General features: G+C 72.7%; 14 protein-coding genes. 7 read left to right on the forward strand and 7 right to left on the reverse strand.

Annotation, left to right across the window (positions count from 1 at the left end):
* The first annotated feature begins 12 nt into the window (after window positions 1–12).
* The 4 genes from AB0937_RS07170 to AB0937_RS07185 all read left to right on the forward strand — a co-directional run bounded on the left by AB0937_RS07170 (window position 13) and on the right by AB0937_RS07185 (window position 2,745).
* Entirely contained in the window at window positions 13–255 is a 243-nt protein-coding gene (locus AB0937_RS07170) for a DUF397 domain-containing protein (RefSeq protein ID WP_234848283.1), read from the forward strand.
* A gap of 160 nt (window positions 256–415) precedes the next feature.
* Window positions 416–1,318, forward strand: coding sequence for a universal stress protein (locus AB0937_RS07175; protein WP_366710063.1), 903 nt, complete (start codon window positions 416–418; stop codon window positions 1,316–1,318).
* Between the two features lie 40 nt (window positions 1,319–1,358).
* Entirely contained in the window at window positions 1,359–2,015 is a 657-nt protein-coding gene (locus AB0937_RS07180) for an ABATE domain-containing protein (protein ID WP_366710064.1), read from the forward strand.
* A 232-nt stretch (window positions 2,016–2,247) separates the two neighbouring features.
* Complete coding sequence (locus AB0937_RS07185; protein ID WP_366710065.1) at window positions 2,248–2,745, forward strand: hypothetical protein; 498 nt, start codon at window positions 2,248–2,250, stop codon at window positions 2,743–2,745.
* Window positions 2,746–2,814: 69 nt separating this feature from the next.
* Here AB0937_RS07185 and AB0937_RS07190 read toward each other — a convergent pair whose 3' ends face one another.
* Complete coding sequence (locus AB0937_RS07190; RefSeq protein ID WP_366710067.1) at window positions 2,815–3,954, reverse strand: aminoglycoside phosphotransferase family protein; 1,140 nt, start codon at window positions 3,952–3,954, stop codon at window positions 2,815–2,817.
* 232 nt (window positions 3,955–4,186) lie between these two features.
* Here AB0937_RS07190 and AB0937_RS07195 point away from each other — a divergent pair, with 232 nt between their 5' ends.
* Entirely contained in the window at window positions 4,187–5,680 is a 1,494-nt protein-coding gene (locus tag AB0937_RS07195) for a hypothetical protein (protein WP_366710069.1), read from the forward strand.
* 4 nt (window positions 5,681–5,684) lie between these two features.
* Here AB0937_RS07195 and AB0937_RS07200 read toward each other — a convergent pair whose 3' ends face one another.
* From AB0937_RS07200 to AB0937_RS07210, 3 genes are all read right to left on the reverse strand, one after another.
* Window positions 5,685–7,094: a SpoIIE family protein phosphatase gene (locus tag AB0937_RS07200; protein WP_366710070.1), complete on the reverse strand. Its 1,410-nt coding sequence runs from the start codon at window positions 7,092–7,094 to the stop codon at window positions 5,685–5,687.
* Between the two features lie 313 nt (window positions 7,095–7,407).
* Window positions 7,408–8,502 carry a chemotaxis protein gene (locus AB0937_RS07205; protein WP_366710071.1) on the reverse strand — a complete coding sequence of 365 codons (1,095 nt, stop codon included), beginning with the start codon at window positions 8,500–8,502 and terminating at the stop codon, window positions 7,408–7,410.
* Window positions 8,503–8,552: 50 nt separating this feature from the next.
* Window positions 8,553–10,124, reverse strand: a complete 1,572-nt coding sequence (locus AB0937_RS07210) for an alpha/beta hydrolase (RefSeq protein WP_366710072.1) — start codon at window positions 10,122–10,124, stop codon at window positions 8,553–8,555.
* Between the two features lie 302 nt (window positions 10,125–10,426).
* Here AB0937_RS07210 and AB0937_RS07215 point away from each other — a divergent pair, with 302 nt between their 5' ends.
* Complete coding sequence (locus AB0937_RS07215) at window positions 10,427–11,095, forward strand: chaplin (protein ID WP_366710074.1); 669 nt, start codon at window positions 10,427–10,429, stop codon at window positions 11,093–11,095.
* Window positions 11,096–11,105: 10 nt separating this feature from the next.
* Here the strand turns inward: AB0937_RS07215 and AB0937_RS07220 are convergent, their stop codons facing one another.
* From AB0937_RS07220 to AB0937_RS07230, 3 genes are all read right to left on the reverse strand, one after another.
* Entirely contained in the window at window positions 11,106–11,840 is a 735-nt protein-coding gene (locus AB0937_RS07220) for a class I SAM-dependent methyltransferase (RefSeq protein ID WP_366710076.1), read from the reverse strand.
* A gap of 6 nt (window positions 11,841–11,846) precedes the next feature.
* Window positions 11,847–16,124, reverse strand: a complete 4,278-nt coding sequence (locus tag AB0937_RS07225) for an aminotransferase class I/II-fold pyridoxal phosphate-dependent enzyme (protein WP_366710238.1) — start codon at window positions 16,122–16,124, stop codon at window positions 11,847–11,849.
* Between the two features lie 156 nt (window positions 16,125–16,280).
* Window positions 16,281–16,766 (reverse strand): nucleoside deaminase, encoded by a 486-nt coding sequence (locus AB0937_RS07230; RefSeq protein WP_366710078.1) that lies wholly within the window; start codon window positions 16,764–16,766, stop codon window positions 16,281–16,283.
* Window positions 16,767–16,924: 158 nt separating this feature from the next.
* Between AB0937_RS07230 and AB0937_RS07235 the strand changes: the two genes are divergently transcribed.
* Entirely contained in the window at window positions 16,925–17,713 is a 789-nt protein-coding gene (locus AB0937_RS07235; protein WP_366710079.1) for a GNAT family N-acetyltransferase, read from the forward strand.
* Window positions 17,714–17,758: the final 45 nt, after the last annotated feature.

Below are 17,758 nucleotides of genomic sequence, written 5' to 3' on the forward strand. Positions count from 1 at the left end.
AGGAGCACCGACGTGGCCGAGACCACCACCCAGCAGCGCCCGCTCGCAGGCTGGGACAAGCCGGAGCTTGACCTCACGGACGCACAGTGGCAGTCCAGCAGCCGAGGGCGGGGGGATGTGCAGATCGCCTTCGTGGAGGGCTTCATCGCCATGCGGAACAGTGCCCGCCCGGAGAGCCCATCGCTGATCTTCACCCCCGCCGAGTGGGGCGCGTTCGTGTCAGGAGCGCGGGAGGGGGAGTTCGACCTCACCTGACGACGGGGCGAACCGTTCCGGACGGCCGCGGCCCGACGGCCGATCCGGGGGTGTTCCGCCCGCATTTCCGGACACGCGACCGGAGGCATCTTCCCGGAGCCGCCGCCTGAGTCAGGCTGGCCCAGGGAGGGGACGGTCGGATCCCGGAAATGAGGAACCCATGAGCACCCTGCCCGTCGTCGCGGCGGTCGACGGTTCGGACGACAGCCTGCGCGCCCTGGAATGGGCCGTCGACGCCGCCCGCCGGCGCGCGGCATCCCTGCGCGTGGTGCATGTCCGCCAGCACGCCCGTTGGGCACAGTCCGACGTGCTGGCGGCCCTGCAGACGGACCCGCAGGACGATCCCGTCATCGACCAGGTCCGCACTCACCTGGCGGGGCGCGCGGACCAGCCGGACACGGAGTACGTCGGCCTGGACGGCGCGGCCGGCGCCGTCCTGCCCGGACTGGGAGCCGGTGCGCAACTGCTGGTGCTCGGCTCCCGCGGCCGGGGCGGCTTCGCCAGCCTGCTGCTCGGCTCCACCAGCATGGCCGCCGCCCGGGACGCCGAATGCCCCGTCGTCGTGGTGCCCCGGCCCGGGCGCGAGGCCCACGGCGAGGTGTCAGGCGGTCCCGGCTCGCGCGTGGTCGTCGGCCTGAAGGCCGACGGCCCCGACGAGGCCACACTCGGGTTCGCCTTCGCCGAGGCCGCCCGGCGCGATGCCCGGCTCCAGGCGGTCGCCGCCTATCCGTGGCCCGCGCAGCCCTGGATGATGCCCGGCGAGATGCCCCCGCCGGTCGTCGACCAGGACGTCATCGAGGACGAGACCCGGGTCCTCGCCGACGGCTTCCTCGCCCCCTACCGCGAGCGGCACCCGGAAGTCCCGGTCGACATCCTCCCGTCCGCGGGCGACGCGGCGGGCCACCTCGTCGCGGCGTCCCTGGACGCCGACCTCGTCGTGGTGGGACGTCACCAGCGGCGTCTGCTGTCACCCGTCCGCATGATGGGCTCGGTCACCCACGCGGTCCTGCTGCACGCGGTGAGCCCGGTCGCCGTCGTGCCGCCGTCGCCTTCGGCGACCTGAGCTCGAGGTAATGGATACGGCCGGGCCTATCATTAGCCGCATGCGGGAACCGATCAGCGGGGACGCCCGGCTCGCCCTGGACCTGGCCCTCACCATCCGGCACGACGGCAGCGGCGGCGTCGCCGACGACCTGACCGACGTGGCAGGCCTGACCGCGTGGGTCCGGGCCCATCGCGATGCCCTGCCGGCCGTCGGCGGCGACACGGCCGACGGCCGGATCGCGGCACAGCGGCCGGCCGACGGCGACGGTGCCGCGCTCACCGCCGACGCCGCGCAACTCGCCGCCGTGCGCGAGCTGCGGGCCGCCGTCCGCGCGCTCTTCGCCCGGGCCGTGCGCCCCGGCGAGCCGAGCCCCGCGGACGCGGCCCGGCTCCTGCCGCTGCCGGAAGCGGTGCGGCGACTGAACGAGGCCGCCGCCCGCACCCCCACCGTGCCGCTGCTGGACTGGCACGAGGGCGCGACCCCGGAAGTGCGCCGGCGACCCGTCGGTGCCGGTGACGACCTGACCGCGGCCCTCGCCCACGCCGTGATCGCGTTTCTGGCGAGTCCCGACCGCGACCGGCTGCGGGCCTGCCACGCGCCGCGCTGCGTGCGGTACTTCCTCAAGGAACACCCGCGCCAGGAGTGGTGCAAGCCGTCCTGCGGCAACCGCGCCCGGGTGGCCCGGCACCACCAGCGGCACAAGGCGACCACCTAGACCGACCGGCGCCACGCGGGCGGCCCGGCAGCACACCGGTACACGGAGACGGCCTGGACCGGCCGGCGCCGTGCAGGTGGCCCGTCACCACACCCGGCACGAGGCGACCGCCCGGGCGGCCGGCACCTGGCGGGGTGCCCCGTCACCACCCCCCCCGCACAGGGCGTCCACCCGGCCCCCGGGCCGCCGCCCGCCCCGCGCTTCGCAGGCCGGGGCACGTACCATGGGCGACATGTCGTTCCTCCGCCGCCGCAGCGCCACTCCCGCCGGGCCCGACTTCGACGTACTGGCCATGGACCCGGGTGACTGGCCCGGCAACCTGGGTGCGGGACTGCTGCCCGCGCCCGACGGCACCTGCCAGGGTGTCTTCCTGCGCTACGACCTGTTCGGCGGCCGCGGCCCCGCGATGATCATCGGCAATCTGCCGGAGGGCTCCCCGGCCCGTGAGGTCCCCGAGGGACAGGTCCCCTTCGAGGTGGCCCAGCTGCTCCTGGCGCTGGAGAACGACGATGAGGTCACCGTCGTCGGCACCGAGGACGTCCCGGTGATGCAGGGCGACAACCTGCTGATCGTGCGCCGCGTCAAGCTCTCCGAGAGCCGGATCTCCTGCGTGCAGTTCGACCGCAGCGACAACGTCCTGGTGACCATCGCCGCCTGGGACCGCCCCATCACGGACGACCTCTACGCCCTTCTCAAACCGCTCCCCGCGGAGCTCTTCCAGCAGGGCTGAGCCCGACCGGCCGCACAGGAAGGGGCCGTTGTCCACCTGAACAGGTGGACAACGGCCCCTTCGTCCCCGTCAGCGAGTGCCGACCGCCGCGCGCACGGCGCGCCGGGCCAATTGGCAGTCGTCGTGCAGCCGCCGCAGCAGCAGCCTCTGCTCCTCGCCGGTCGGCGCAGCACCCGGGTGGGCCGTGCCCGGTGCCGCCGGGGCCGGATCGTGCATCGAACGCTGCACGGCCGTCTCGTAGGTGCGGATCTCACGGGTCAGCACCAGCATCAGATTCACCAGGAAAGCGTCCCTGGACGCAGGCCCCGCCGACTGCGCGATCTGGCTGATCTGACGACGGGCGACCGGTGCGTCCCCGAGCACCGACCACAGGGTCGCCAGGTCGTATCCCGGCAGGTACCAGCCCGCGTGCTCCCAGTCCACCAGCACTGGACCGGCCGGTGACAGGAGCATGTTCGACAGCAGTGCGTCGCCGTGGCAGAACTGGCCCATGCCCTGCCGTCCGGAGGCCTGCGCGATCCCGTGCAGCAGTTTCTGCAGATCACCCAGGTCCCGGTCGGTGAGCAGGCCCAGCTCGTGGTACCGGGAGATCCGGGCCGCGTAGTCGAGCGGCGCGTCGAACGTACCCGCCGGGGGCCGCCAGGCGTTCAGCCGGCAGATCGCGCCGAGCGCCGCTCTGATGTCCGCCCGGGGCGGCGCCTCCGCCGGGTGCCGCTGGAGCGCCGCCACCCGGCCCGGCATCCGCTCGATCACCAGGGTGCAGTTGTCCGGGTCCGCCGCGATCAGTCTCGGCGCCCGCACGGGTGGGCGGTGCCGGACGAACGAGCGGTACGCCGCTATCTCGTGGCGGATCCGCTCGGACCAGGCGGGCGAGTGGTCCAGTAAACACTTGGCGACAGCCGTGCTGCGACCGGTCGTGCCGACCAGGAGCACGGACCGTCCGGTGCGGCGCAGCACCTGCACCGGGGCGAACTCCGGGCAGATGCGGTGCACGGACGCGATCGCCGTGCGCAGCTGCGCGCCCTGGGGGCCGGACAAGTCGATTCTCCCGCTGAGCGGTTGGGTGCCGAGGACCGCGCCGCGCCGAGCCCGCCCCGCACCGAGCACGGGAGCCGCCGACCGCGCGGGGGCGAGGTAGGGGCCGCTGTCCGTGGGACGCGGGTGCAGCGACCGGGGCGGTGCGGACACGGAGGACGATGCTGCGTACATGGGCGAAACAGATCCCTTCGTGTGCCTGCGACGACAGCGCATCACCCGGCCCGGACACCCGGGAGGACCCTGGGGAGTGTCCCTGGCGACCGGGGCGGGGTGGCGCGTTCCTACCTGACACCGGACGGCCCGTGGCACACCATCTGGCGCACCCTGGCGAACCCTGGCGAATAGTCGCCCGGCAAGTCTCCCCGGGCTACTGTCAACTCAGCCGAGAACCTGGGGGCTTGACGTGAGCGGACAACCCAACACCCGGCTCGCGGACCTGTTCGGCCTGGCCGGCTGGTCCAAGGGCGAACTCGCGAGGCTGGTCAACCGGCAGGCGGCGGCCATGGGCCATCCCCAGCTGTCGACCGACACCTCCCGGGTGCGGCGGTGGATCGACACGGGAGAGATCCCGCGCGATCCGGTGCCGCGGGTGCTGGCGGCTCTGTTCACCGAGCGTCTCGGCCGTGTCGTGACCATCGAGGACCTCGGTCTGGTCCGGCACGGGCGTGCGGGGAAACGGCAGGGCGGCGGGAGCGCCGATGCTCCCGACGGCGTGCCGTGGGCGCCCGAGCGGACGGCTGCGGTCCTCACCGAATTCACGGGAATGGACCTCATGCTCAACCGACGCGGCTTGGTGGGCGCGGGCGCCGCGCTCGCCGCGGGATCCGCACTCAGCAGCGCCATGTACGACTGGCTGCACACCGACCCTTCCCTGGCTGTCGACGCCCCCGACCTCGACCATCCCCTGCGCGCCGACCCCGCTGGGTTCGACCGCTACGAGGCCGCCCCCATCGGGTCGCAGGAGATCGAGGAACTGGAGCGCTCGGTCGAGGTGTTCCGCGCCTGGGACGCGGCCCGCGGCGGCGGGCTCCAGCGCAAGGCCGTGGTGGGCCAGCTCAACGAGGTGGGCGGCATGCTCGCCTACCGTCACCCACCCCACCTCCAGCGGCGCCTGTGGGGCGTCGCCGCCAACCTCGCCGTGCTCGCCGGCTGGATGTCGCACGACGTCGGCCTGGAGCCCACGGCCCAGAAGTACTTCGTCATCGCCGCGCACGCGGCCAGAGAGGGCGGGGACCGGCCCCGCGCGGGCGAGGCCCTGTCCCGCGCGGCCCGCCAGATGGTGCACCTGGGCAGGCCGGACGACGCCCTCGAGCTGATGAGGCTCGCCACGTCCGGCTCGGGTGACGAGGTGCTGCCCCGCACCCGGGCGATGCTCTGCACCATCGAGGCATGGGCGCAGGCGTCGATGGGCAAGGGCCAGGCGATGCGCCGCACACTGGGGCGGGCGGAGGATCTGTTCGTCTCCGACAAGGCCGACGTCCCGCCGCCGGACTGGATGCAGACCTTCAAGGAGGAGGACCTGTACGGCATGCAGGCCCTGGCGTACCGCACGCTCGCCGAGTTCGAGCCGGGCGCGGCGGCACACGCCCAGCACTACGCGGAGAAGGCCCTCGCCCTGCGGGTCGACGGCAGGCAGCGGTCGAAGATCTTCGACTACCTGTCGATGGCGTCGGCCTGTTTCATCGCGGACGACCCCGAACAGGCCGACCGGTACGCACGCCTGGCCCTGGTGTCGATGGGATCGAACTCCTCCCACCGCACCTGGGACCGGCTGCGCCAGATGTACCGGCTCACGGCCGAGTACTCCGGCTACCCGAGGATCCAGGAGCTGCGGGAGGAGATCAAACTCGCCCTGCCGAAGCCGAAGGGCAGGGGCGGCAACCACGCACAGGCCTGAGTTCCTACGCCGTGACCTTGACCATCAGCACACAGGCGTTGTCCTCGCGCTCGCCCTCGCCGAACTCCTCGACCACGCTCCGCAGACACTCCTCCGCGGTGCGGTTCCCGGTCAGACGGGGTGCCAGGCCGAGGAGCAGCCGTGCGGCCGCCGGCCCCGTGTGCCCGGGCACCAGTCCGTCGGTGTGCAGGAGCAGCAGGTCGCCCGGTTCGAGTGTCTCCTCGGCCTGCCCGTAGACGGCGCCCGAGGTGGTGCCGAGCAGGACGCCGTCCGGGGCGTTCAGCACCCGCCCCGTCCCGTCGCGGAACAGCAGCGGGGCGGGGTGTCCGGCCTGTGCCCACACCAGGTCCCGGGTCGCGGGCCGGTACCGGCAGCAGACGGCGCTGCCCAAGGCGGGTTGCACGGTGGCGTCGAGTAACTGGTTCAGCCAGGCCATCAACTGCCCCGGCTGTGCGCCGGCCATCGCCATGCCGCGTACCGCGCCGAGCAGCATGGTCATGTCCGATGTGACGCCCACACCCTGCCCGGTGAGATCGCCGACGCTGAGGAGCGTTTCGCCGTCGGTCAGTTCGAGTGCGTCGTACCAGCCGCCGCCGATGAGGGTGGCCGTGGAGGCCGGCAGGTGGCGGGAGGCGAGGTCGAGGGTCCTGGGGCCGCGGTGCGGGAGCCGCAGGGAGCCGCGCCACGGTGGCAGTGCGGCCTCCTGCGGCTCGACCGCGAGCCGCTGCTCGCTCCGCGCGGCCCGCTGCCGGTGGCGGAGCGAGTCACGGGTCTCGCTCACCACCCGCTGGCTGCGGCGCAGTTCGCTGACGTCGCGCAGCACGGCCCACATGGAGGCGGTGCTGCCGTCGGCGTCGAGCACCGGTTCGCCCATCATGTGCAGGGTCCTTACGTCGCCGCTTCGGCGGGCGATGCGGAACTCGCCGTCGATGGGCCTGGCGTCCACGAGGCAGCTGGTGACCATCGCCGTCAGCTTCGGCCGGTCCTCCTCCACCACCAGCGACGGCAGCTCGTCGAGGGTGAGCGGGGGAGTGGCCGGGGCGCGGCCCAGGATCTGGTAGAGCTCCCCGGACCAACTCGCCTGGTCCGTCAGCAGGTTCCACTCGGCGCTGCCGACCCGGCTGAGCAGCGAACCCGGTGCTGCCGCGGCGGGTTCCGGGCCGGCGGCCGTGGGCAGGGGGCCGTCCCGCAGCTGGGCCAGGTGCTCGTCGAGATCGTTGAGCTGGTGCAGCGCCAGGTCGTACAGGGCGCGTTGCCAGCGCACGCGCGGGTGATCGGCTCCCTCCTCCTCGGAATCGCGGCGCACCGCGTCCACGTCGCCCTTGAGCCGCCGCGTCTGCGAGATGAGCGCGTCGACCGAGCCGCGCGGGGGCGGCTGGGCGGCTGGGCGGTCCGCGGAGAGGTGGGACGGCATGACGCACTCCGATGCGGGGACGGTACGACCAAGGCTGACGGAGGGACCGTTACGACTGTTGCACAGCCCGCGACGCCCTGTAAGGGATTCGGCGACACACGATACGGTGGTGCTTCTGGCATATGCCACCGTCTCGCGGAGTTACTCCGAGGTAGGCTCCGAGGTCACTGCTCGGAGGTCCAAGTCGTAGAGTACACACGGGATTTGATGACCCGTCGGGGCATCGGTGCGAGGTTGATTCGGATGTTCGACGGTACTCTGTTCGAGTCTGCGGCGTGGGTCCGCCGGGCGGGTCTGCCGGGCGGGTCATAAGTCAGTAGCGCAGCACCCCGGCCATCCCGTCCGCATCACCGAGCGTGCCGTCCGGTACGAAGCGGACGTCCGCCCCGGTCTCCAGGCACTGCTCGACGATCTCGTCCACGATGTCCTCCCGGGAGTCGAGGTCGCCGGACTCGGCGAGGATCAGATGGTCCCCGGCGTCGCGAACCGTCACCCGGTAGTTCTCCTCGACGGCCAGCAGCCGGACGCGGCCCTCCCGGGCGCTCTGCCACAGCTCGTCGACACCGGCCGCGAACTCCCGCCGCCCGCGGGCCGTTTCGAGGGCCCGGGTCACGGCGTCCGTGCTCCTGCGGGCCTCCGCCTCGACCACCGGCCGCACGGCCTGCCAGACCATTTCGGGGGTCCCGTGCGCGAGGCCGCCGTGCGGGACGTGCACCGCACCCCGGGCGTTGACGCCGACCTCCTCCAGCAGGGAGAGGGCGGCCGGCTCACCGGTGACGTAGAGCCTTCTCGGGTGGTCGCGCAGCACGGCGCCCATCGCGATGTCGGCCTCGCGGAGGAACTGGCGCGTGCGCTCCTCACGGAAGGCGCTCGGGATGTCGCCGATCCGCTGCTGCCGTTCCGGGTCGAAGTTCTCCACGCGCCGGGTCAGCGGGAAGCCGCCGACGCGGGCGGCGGAGACCCGGTCGACGCCGCCGTTCCACAGCGTGACGCGGTCCGCGGCGAGCGAGAGGACCCAGAACGGCCGCCCGGCCGTCTGGGCGGAGACCAGGTTGCGGGTGAGGAAGGTGTCCGAGAGCACCACCCGTTCGGGGACGGGCCGGGCCAGCGACCACACCTGGTGCTCGCCCGGGGCGGCGAAGATCACCAGGCCGTCCTCGGCATGGGCCAGGTCGACCTCGGCCAGCGCCCGGTCGAGGTGCCCGGCGACCTCGGTGCGTCGCTCGCGGGTGACGGCCGGATCGGCCTCCAGCTGCCGCTTGGCCTCGGCGACCACGTTGCGCAGCCGGACCTGGTCCTGGGCGCTGTAGGGATCACGCCGGTGTGTCGGGGTCAGCACGGAGACCGCGGGGTAGGGGCGCGGGCGCCGCAGCTCGGACAGGGTCGCGGGACTCAGAACGTGCTCCATGACAGAACGATAGAGCGAATTCGGCATGGGGGCATTTGGGGTGAACGATCTCATTCGTCGTCGCGGTCGGAGCCGCAGGAGCTGCCGTCCGGCGGCAGGGTCCCGTACAGCAGGAAGGCGTCGACCTTTCCGTGCACGCACTTGGACGAGCCGTAGCCGGTGTGGCCCTCGCCCCGGTTGTCGAGCACCACCGCCGACGATCCGAGCCGCCTGGCCGTCTCCACTGTCCAGCGGTACGGCGTGGCCGGGTCGCCCCGGGTACCGACCAGCAGCATCCGCGGCGTCTCGACGTCCTTGACGTCGTCGCGGATGTAGTCGGTGCCTCTGGGGCGCCCGTAGCACATCAGTACCTGGGTGAGCCGGTACTGGCCGAACACCGGTGACGCCTGCTCGTAGCGGGCGCGCAGCCGGCCGAGGTCCTCGGTGACCTGCGCGGCGGAGGGGCGGTCGGGATCGTCGGCGCAGTTGACCGCCATCAGCGCCGCCGGCAGGTTGTCGAGGGGGATGTCCGCCGGGTTGGTGAGTCCGGCGTGCGGGGTGCGCCGCAGCGGCAGGGTGAAGCCGCCGGACAGAAACGCCTCCAGGCCGCGGGTGTCACCGTCCTCGAGCAGCTGGCCGACGGCCCGCTGCAGCGAGGGCCACAGCTCCCTGCTGTAGAGGCCCTGCCCGAGGGCGCCCGCGAAGTCCTGACCGGTGAACGTCTCACCGAAATCGGTCGGCAGCGGGTCCTTGTCGAGCGACTCGACCACCTCCACGACGTGTTCCCGGGCCTCTCGGGGATTCCGTCCGAACGGGCAGGCGATGTCCTCGGTGCACCAGGTCAGGAAACTCTCCAGCGCCGTCTGCTGCCCCTGGGCGCTCGCCACCCCCTGGTCGGTCAGCGGTTCGGTCAGGGTGTCGACGCCGTCCAGCACCATCCTGCCGACCTTCTCGGGGTACTGGGCCGCGTACACCGCGCCGAGCCGGCTGCCGTAGGAGAAGCCCAGGTAGTTGAGCTTGTCGTCGCCGAGGGCGTCCCGCATGACGTCCAGGTCGCGGGCGGCGTTGACCGTGCCGATGTGGGGCAGGACCGGACCCGAGTGCTCGGTGCACTCGGTGGCCGCCGCCCGGAGCTCTTCGAGCACGGCCTGGGGGTCGGTCACGTCGGCGTTGCCGTCCGTCGCGTCCAGGGCGTTGTCCGAGGCGTTTCCGCAGCTGACGGGCGAGGAGCGGCCGACGCCGCGGGGGTCGAAGGAGACGACGTCGTAGCCGTTCGTCAGGCCCATGAAGTCCTTGCCGCCCATGGCGAGTTGGGCCACCCCCTGGCCGCCGGGGCCGCCGAAGTTCAGCAGGAGCGAGCCCCGGGACTTGCCGGTGGCCCGGTAGCGGGCGACGGCGAGGTCGAGGGTCCCCTTGCCCGGCTTGGCGTAGTCGAGCGGGACGGTGACCTTCCCGCACTGGAGGTCCTTGGGCATGTCCATGCCTGGGCATCTCGACCAGGTGACCTTCTGGTCGTAGAAGCGGGTGAGGCCGGGCGGCGGGTCGTCGGCGGCCGGCAAGGCCGTGCCGAGCAGGGCCAGCCCGGCCGTGCCGGTGACCGCGCAGCGCCGTATCGAGGGGCGCGTGGACAGCTTGGCCAGCATCGATGCCTCCAGGTACGCGGGACGTCCCGCAGCGGACCGGATCGGTGCCCTCGCTCACCATAAGCGCGCCCCGGAAGCCTCGCCTCCGGGCGGACGGCACCGTGCGGCGAGCCGCGCGCCCGGTCCGCCGCCCCTGTGCCCTCCGTGCGCGAAACCCGCGTACGAAGGGCTTTACCGCTAGTTCGACAACCTGCCCGCTCGATGGAGTGAAAGGCGGATAAGCCATAACTCGGACCGGGAGCCCGGCGTTCTCCCCGATGCGGGTGAGTGCCCGCCGACGATGTCTGGAAGGCAGGGGTCCCATGCGAAGGGTTACCCGAAACGGAGTGATCGCCGTCGCCGCCGCCTCGGGCGCGATGGCCGTGACCGTCCCCGCGTACGCCGGTTCCGGTGCGGACGGCTCGGCGTCCGGTTCGCCGGGAACGGTATCCGGCAACACCCTCCAGCTGCCGGTGCACATCCCGGTGAACGTGTGCGGCAACACCGTCAACGTGGTGGGGCTCCTGAATCCCGCCGCCGGCAACGGCTGCGCCGAGAAGGACGACGGGCGGGCCGGGCGGCCGGGCGGCGCGGTCGCCGAGGGCAGCGGAAAGGATTCCCCCGGAGTGGTCTCCGGCAACGGCGTGCGGTTGCCGGTCGACCTCCCCGCCAACGTCACGGGCAACCCGGTGAACGTGGTGGGCATCGGCAACCCGGCGACCGGCAACGCGTCCTCGAACGGCCCCGGCGACCACGACCCGGTCCGCCCCCGGCACCCTACGGAGCCGGAGCCGGAGCCGGAGCCGGAGCCGGCCGCGCCGCCCCGGACCCACCCCGCCCCGGAACCGGCCCCGCGCACCGTTCCGCACGCCAGGGGCGACCTGGCCCACACGGGCACGGATCACGCCCTCCAGTCGGTCGCGGCGGGCGCGGCGCTGGTCGCCGGGGGAGTGGTGCTGCGCCGGAGGTTCCGGCCCGGGGCGGACGGCTGACCGGCAGCGGTCACGCCGCCTCCGCCACCCCCGTGAGCAGCACCATCCCCGAATCACCGTAGTCCGGCAGGGTCGGGTCCATGTCGATGTGGGTCACGTCCAGGTCCCGGGTCAGCGGTGCGAAGACCTCCGTGACGGTCGCCGGGTTCACCGGGCAGCCCGGCCAGCGGGAGGCAGGCCCGATCCGGTAGGTCGGCATGTTCTCCATGAACGCGGCGATCAGGTGGCCGCCCGGCCGGGCCGTGCGGACGAAGGTGCGGCAGAAGTCGGCGAACTCGGCGAAGTCCTCCGTGACGCTCTCGGCGACGAAGTGCATGGAGGCCAGTCCGTACGTGCCCGGCGGCAGGGACCGGACATCGGCGTGGACGACGTTCACCGGGGCCAGCGCCCCCGCCAGCGTCGGGGGCACCGAGGGATTGAGGCTCCGGCACAGCGCGTGGAAGGGCAGCCAGCTCGCGTCGAGACGGTGGCAGATCTGGTCCTCGAGGTAGGCGACATTGCTCGCCCCGGCCTCCACGGCGTCGATCCTGCGGCAAGCGGCCGAGGCGAGCATCAGCGGATACAGGTTCGGGCCCGCCCCGAACTCCACCGACCGGGCGATGCCGCCGGGGGGAAGCCTCCGGTAGAACGCCGAGTGGTGCGCGATGACCGCAGCGTCCGACGCGTGCACCTCGCGGTAGTTCTCCGCGAGGTAGTCGGCGACCGGCCAGCGGTCCCAGTCCACGTCGTCGTTGTGCGTCGTCATGGCCCTCTAGCCTTTCAGCCGCAGCGGGAAACGTGCCGACAACCGGGTCATCGTCGCGTTGAGACGGTCGATGTCCTCGTCGGAGTTGAGGGCGGTGAGCTGGACACGGAAACCCACCCGGTCCCGCGGGACCAGCGGGTAGGCGGCCAGGGTCACGTAGATGCCCTCCTCCCACAGGAACGCGGCGACCGCGTCCAGGTCCGCGGGGTTCGCCAGCGGTACCTCCACGATCGGCAGCCGGTCCGAGTTCAGGCTGTACACTCCTATGCCCTCCAGGTGGTCGAGTACCCGGACCGTCTTGCGGTACAGATCGGCCCGGATCACGTCGCCCCTGCGGTCGTTGATGTCCAGCCCTGCCAGGGCCGTGGCCAGTGACGCCGTCGGCGACGGACCCGAGTACAGATAGGGGGCCGCCGCGGTCTTGAGCCGGTTCTTCAGTTCCGGCGGCAGCGCGAGGAACGCCAGCAGGGACGAGTACGCCTTGGAGAAGCCGCCCACGAGCACGATCCCGTCGTACGACTCCCCGGTGTGCCGCACCACGCAGTTGCCGCGCATGCCGTAGGGGCACAGCTCGTCCGGCCCGCGCTCCCCGATCACGCCGAAGCCGTGCGCGTCGTCGACGTACAGCGTCGCTCCCTGCGAGCGGCACACCGCCGCCAGCGCCGGCAGGTCGGGGATGTTGCCGCTCATGCTGTTGACGCCGTCCAGGCACACCAGCCGCGGCGTCCCCGGCGGCACGCCGGCCAGCAGGGCCTGCAGTTCGTCGAGCCGCTCGGCGTGGAAACGGTGCAGGGTGGCGCCCTGGGCCCGGGCCACCACGCAGCCGTCGTAGACCGTGCGGTGCGCGCTCGCCTCCACGAACACGTGCCCGTCCTCGGCGATGGCGGGGATCACCGAGGAGTGCACCAGCGTCAGCGTCGGCAGCAGCAGCGTGTCCGGCGCGCCCAGCAGTGCGGCGAGCCGCTCCTCGATGTCGGGGTACAGCCGCGGACTGCCCAGCAGGCGTGACCAGCTGGGGTGGGTGCCCCAGCGGCGCACGGCGGGTTCGACGGCCCCCATGACCTCCGGCTCCCAGTCGAAGCCCAGGTAGTTGCACGACGCGAAGTCGATCAGCCAGTGGTCGCCGCTGCGGATGTGCCGCCCGCGCACCTCGTCCAGGACCGCGTCGCTCATCGGGCTGGTGCGCCGCAGATGCTCCAGATCCGCCCAGCGTGCCTCCCGGCGTCCCCGGGCGGCGTCGACCCGGGGCCGCCGCGCCGGCGGCGACGAGAACGGACGGGCGCTCGGCTCCCGCAGCACCCGCGCGCTCTGCTCCACCGTCATCGGCCGGGCGAACAGGTACCCCTGCCCGAACCGGCACCCCATCCCGGCCAGCAGATCCCGCTGGGCCGCGTCCTCGATACCCTCCGCGACGACCTGGAGGCCCAGGGTGTCGGCGATCCGCACGATGCCCTCGACGAGGGCGACCTGCTGGGCGTCGCGCACGATGTCGTCGATGAACGACTTGTCGATCTTCAACACGTCGATGGGGAAGTCCCGCAGGTAGCGCAACGAGGAGAAGCCGGTGCCGAAGTCGTCGACGGCGATGTGCACCCCGAGCTCCTTGAGCGTGTTCAGCACCGTCTGCAGGCGGTCGTCGCGTTGCAGCAGGACCGTCTCGGTCAGCTCCAGCTGCAGCGAGCCCGGCTCCAGCCCCGGTGTGCTCAGCGCCTCACCGACCTGCTCGATGAACCCGGCGTCGCGGAACTGGCGGGCGGAGACGTTCACGCTGACGTACGGAGGACGGGCAGGCCCGGGCAGGCGCTGCAGGTCCACGATGTCGCTGACCGCGTTCTCCAGCACCCATGCGCCGAGCGAGGAGATGTGCCCGGTCTCCTCGGCCAGCCTGATGAACTGGTCCGGCAGGACGGGCGGCCGTTGCCCGTGCGGCCAGCGGACCAGCGCCTCGAACCCCACCACCTCGCCCGCCGAGATGTCCACGACGGGCTGGTAGCGCAGCGCGAACGCCTTGTCGGCGATCGCCTGGGCCAGCTGGGACTGCAGATCGTGCCGTTCCACCATGCGGCTGCGCAGCAGCGGCTTGAACCGGCGCCACTGCCGCTTGCCCGCCGCCTTCGCCGCGTACAGCGCGAGGTCGGCATGGCCGAGCAGCTCCTCCGCGTCCGTGCTGTCGCGCGCGGTGGCCACACCCACGCTCGCGGACACCGTCACCGACTCGTCGGCCAGGTCGAAGGGCCGGCTCAGCGTCTGGATCACCTGGGCCGCGAGCAGTTCCGCGTCCAGCGGCTGTTTGGCGTCCTCCATCAGCACGGCGAACTCGTCACCGCCGAGCCGGGCCGCGGTGTCGGTGCGCCGCAGCGCCCGGGACAGCCGGTTGCCGACCGCGACCAGCAGATGGTCGCCGACGCCGTGCCCCATCGTGTCGTTGACCAGTTTGAAGTCGTCGAGGTCGATGAAGAGAAGACAGGTCAGGGACGACTCGCGGCGCCCGCGGAGCAGGGCGCGTTCGATCCGCTCCAGCAGCAGGGTCCGGTTGGGCAGACCGGTCAGCGAGTCGTGGAAGGCCCGCTGCGTCAGCTCCTGTTCGAGCCGCCGCTGCTCGGTCACGTCCCGCAGGGTCACCACCAGACCGGACACGGTGCGCTCGTCGCGGAAGTCGCTGAACCGGACCTCCACCTCGACGCGCCCCTCCCGGCGCCGCACCCACCAGTGATCGTGCCCCGCCCACGGCCCCCGGTCCCGTACGGCGGTCAGTCCCCGCGCGGCCCGGTCCCGGTCGTCCGGATCCACCAGCTCCGGCAGCGGGACCCCCACGAGGTCGTCGGTGCCGAAGACGGACCGCGCCGAGGGGCTGGCGTACCGGATGGTGTCGTCGTCCTCCAGGATCAGGATCACGTCGGCGGTGTTGCGGACGAGGGTGCGGAAGTACGCCTCGTTCTCCCGCCGGACCACTTCCTGCCGCAGCGCGACCCGCTCCATGGCCAGACCCGCGTGCGAGGCGAGGATCTCCAGGGAGCTCCGGGTCTCGTTCAGCTGCCGCTCGGGGGCGGCGACCAGCAGGACGCCCGGCACGGCCCCGGCGGGACGGTCGGGCTGGGTCATGGGGCAGGCCAGGACTGACGGCAGGCCGTTCAGTCCGGTGCAGATGCCGGGGTCGAGGGCGGCCGGGCTCACCAGCCGGGTGTCGCGGGCGCCCAGGTCCGCCGCACGCTCCCGCGGCAGCAGCATGGTCCGGTGCGGTACGTCCGGACCCATCAGCCGGTCGACCGCCGCTCGGCAGGACTGGTCCACCTCCTCCTGACGGAAGGCGGCGACCAGCGACGCGGCGGCCCCCCGCAGGGCGAGCTCCCTGTGGACCGCACGGCGATGTGCGACGACCATCCCCGCCAGCCGGAGGATCACCAGGAGGAACAGCACGCCCGAGAAGGCCGCGATCACGGCGGCGTCCCGCGTCTGGCCGCTCAGCCCCTCCCAGAGCAGGATCCCCGGGGCGATGAGCGTGGCCACGGCGAGCATGACCAGCCGGCGCGGCGGCGGCAGCAGGGATTCCCGCTGGGGCACGGAGGCCGTCAGCTCGACCATGGACGGATGCAGCGCCGCCAGGCCCCAGGCGGTGTAGAAGGCGACCCAGCCGAGGTCCAGCAGGCTGCCGGTCTCCCACACGTCGTTCAACTGCAGGATCCCGTAGCCGATGTCGGTGACGAGCAGGGTCACCGTGCCGGCGACCAGCAGGCGTACGGCGCGATTGGAACCGTTGACCGGGCTGGGGGTGAGCAGCCGGACCAGCAGGGCCAGGACGAGGATGTCGCCGAGGGGGTAGGCGATGCTGATGGCCCGCTGCTGCCAGGTCACACCCTCGACCACGGTCAGCGGCTGCACCAGGTAGACCCACACGGGCAGTGCGAGGCCGGCGGTGACGATCAGCGCGTCGAGCAGGCTCGGCAGGTCGCGACCGGCCCACCGGTGACGCACCAGCCCCGACAGGCCGAGCGCGATGAGCGGGTACATGGCCAGGTAGCAGGCGTCGGCCGGGGACGGGAACGGGTTGGAGGCCCCCAGATACTGCTCCATCACGAAGTAGTACGTGTCGCCCGCGATGAAGACCAGCAGGCCGGCCGCCAGGACCCACCAGGGCCACGGGTGGGCGGGCCGGTGGAGGCGGGTGCCGATCAGGACGGCGGCGACCCCGGCCAGCCCCATCACGGCCCACATCACGGGGATCATCACCGGCACGGTCATGTACACGACGGTGGTGACCGTGACCAGCACGACGTAGACGGCCATGAGCCGTCGTGCCGGCAATGAGGACATGTGCCTCCCCCCGTCGGGGAGACCGGCGCGTACGCCTGGTCTTACGCATGGTCCAACTGAAAACGATCGTAGGTTCGCCCGAGCTGCCCTGCATCTCGGACAGGTGCCCGCCCCGGCCCGTGCCGGGCCTCAGCCGCGCCCGTGGTGGAACCTGATGTGCAACTCCCGGACGCGATCGACGAGTTCCGGAACTGGGCCGTCCACGATTACAGCGGGCGCCACCTCGTGTACGGGGAGTGGCCGGACCAGTGGTGCGGGGACACCCAACTCCGCCAGCCAGGAGGCGAGTTGCTCGGACGAGGAGACGTAGACGATCCGGCCGAGGCCGACCCAGGCATGCGCGGCCGCGCACATCGGGCAGTGCTCGCCGGAGGTGTAGACCGTGGCGGCCGACCGTTCCGCGGGCGTGAGGTGCGCCGCCGACCAGCGGGCCAGCTCGAACTCGGGGTGCCGGGTGCGGTCGCCCGAGGCCACCCGGTTGTGGTCCTCGCCGAGGACGGTGCCGTCCCCGCCCACCAGGACCGACCCGAACGGCTCGTCCCCGGCCTCCAGGGCCTCGGCCGCGAGCTCCACGCAGCGGCGCAGGTGCGGCATCTCCATGTCCTTCACGGCCATGCGGCAGGCCTTTCCCGAGACGGCGTGATCGACAGGACCCTATGGCGCCGGCCGTCGGCGGGAAAGGAACGGGGCCGGGGGTGGTGGCGAGGTGGGGGGCCGGTGGCCGCACCGCAAAACCCGTTGCCGCCCGGCCCGGTGCCTGCTGAGGTGGGAGCATGGATCATGCCGAGCTGCTCGCGCTCTTCGACCGTGATGTGCGTGCGGGAGCGCGCCCGGACGGCCCCGGCGCCCGTGTCGAGCGGACCGGCGGCGTCGTCCGCCAGGTCGCCGCCGCGCAGGACTGGAACGGCATCGTGTGGTCCGACCTCGACGAGGCCGGGGCGGATGCGGCGATCGCCGCACAGATCGGCCACTACACGGGGCTCGGTCTCGGCTTCGAGTGGAAGCTCTACGGGCACGACCGGCCGGCGGACCTCGGACGGCGGCTGCGCGCGGCCGGGTTCACGCCGGAGCCTGCGGAGACGCTGATGATCGGCGAGGCCGCCGCGGTCGCCCTCGACGCCGAACCGCCCGAGGGCGTGCGCGTCGAGCCGGTCACCGACCCGGCGGGCGTCGATCTCGTGGCCCGCGTCCACGAGGACGCGTTCGGCGCGGACAGTTCCTGGCTGCGCCATCAGCTCCTCGCCCGGCTGTCGGCAGCCCCGGACGCCGTCGTCGCCGTCGTGGCGATGGCCGGCGACGAACCGGTGAGCGCGGCCCGCATGGAACTCGTGCCCGGCACCCCCTTCGCCGGCCTCTGGGGCGGCGGCACCGTGCGGGGCTGGCGCGGCCGGGGCATCTACCGCTCCCTGGTGGCCCACCGAGCCCGGGCCGCCGGGGCCCGCGGCTACCGCTACCTCCAGGTCGACGCCTCCGACCAGAGCCGGCCGATCCTGGAACGACTCGGCTTCCTGCCGCTGACGACCACGACGCCGTACCTGTACACGTCCTGGCCTCCCGGCTGAGCCTGTCCTGCGCCAAGGCTGAACGCGAACTGCACTGGAGGTCCC

The sequence above is a fragment of the Streptomyces sp. NPDC047880 genome (genome assembly GCF_040706515.1).
Classification (GTDB): domain Bacteria; phylum Actinomycetota; class Actinomycetes; order Streptomycetales; family Streptomycetaceae; genus Streptomyces.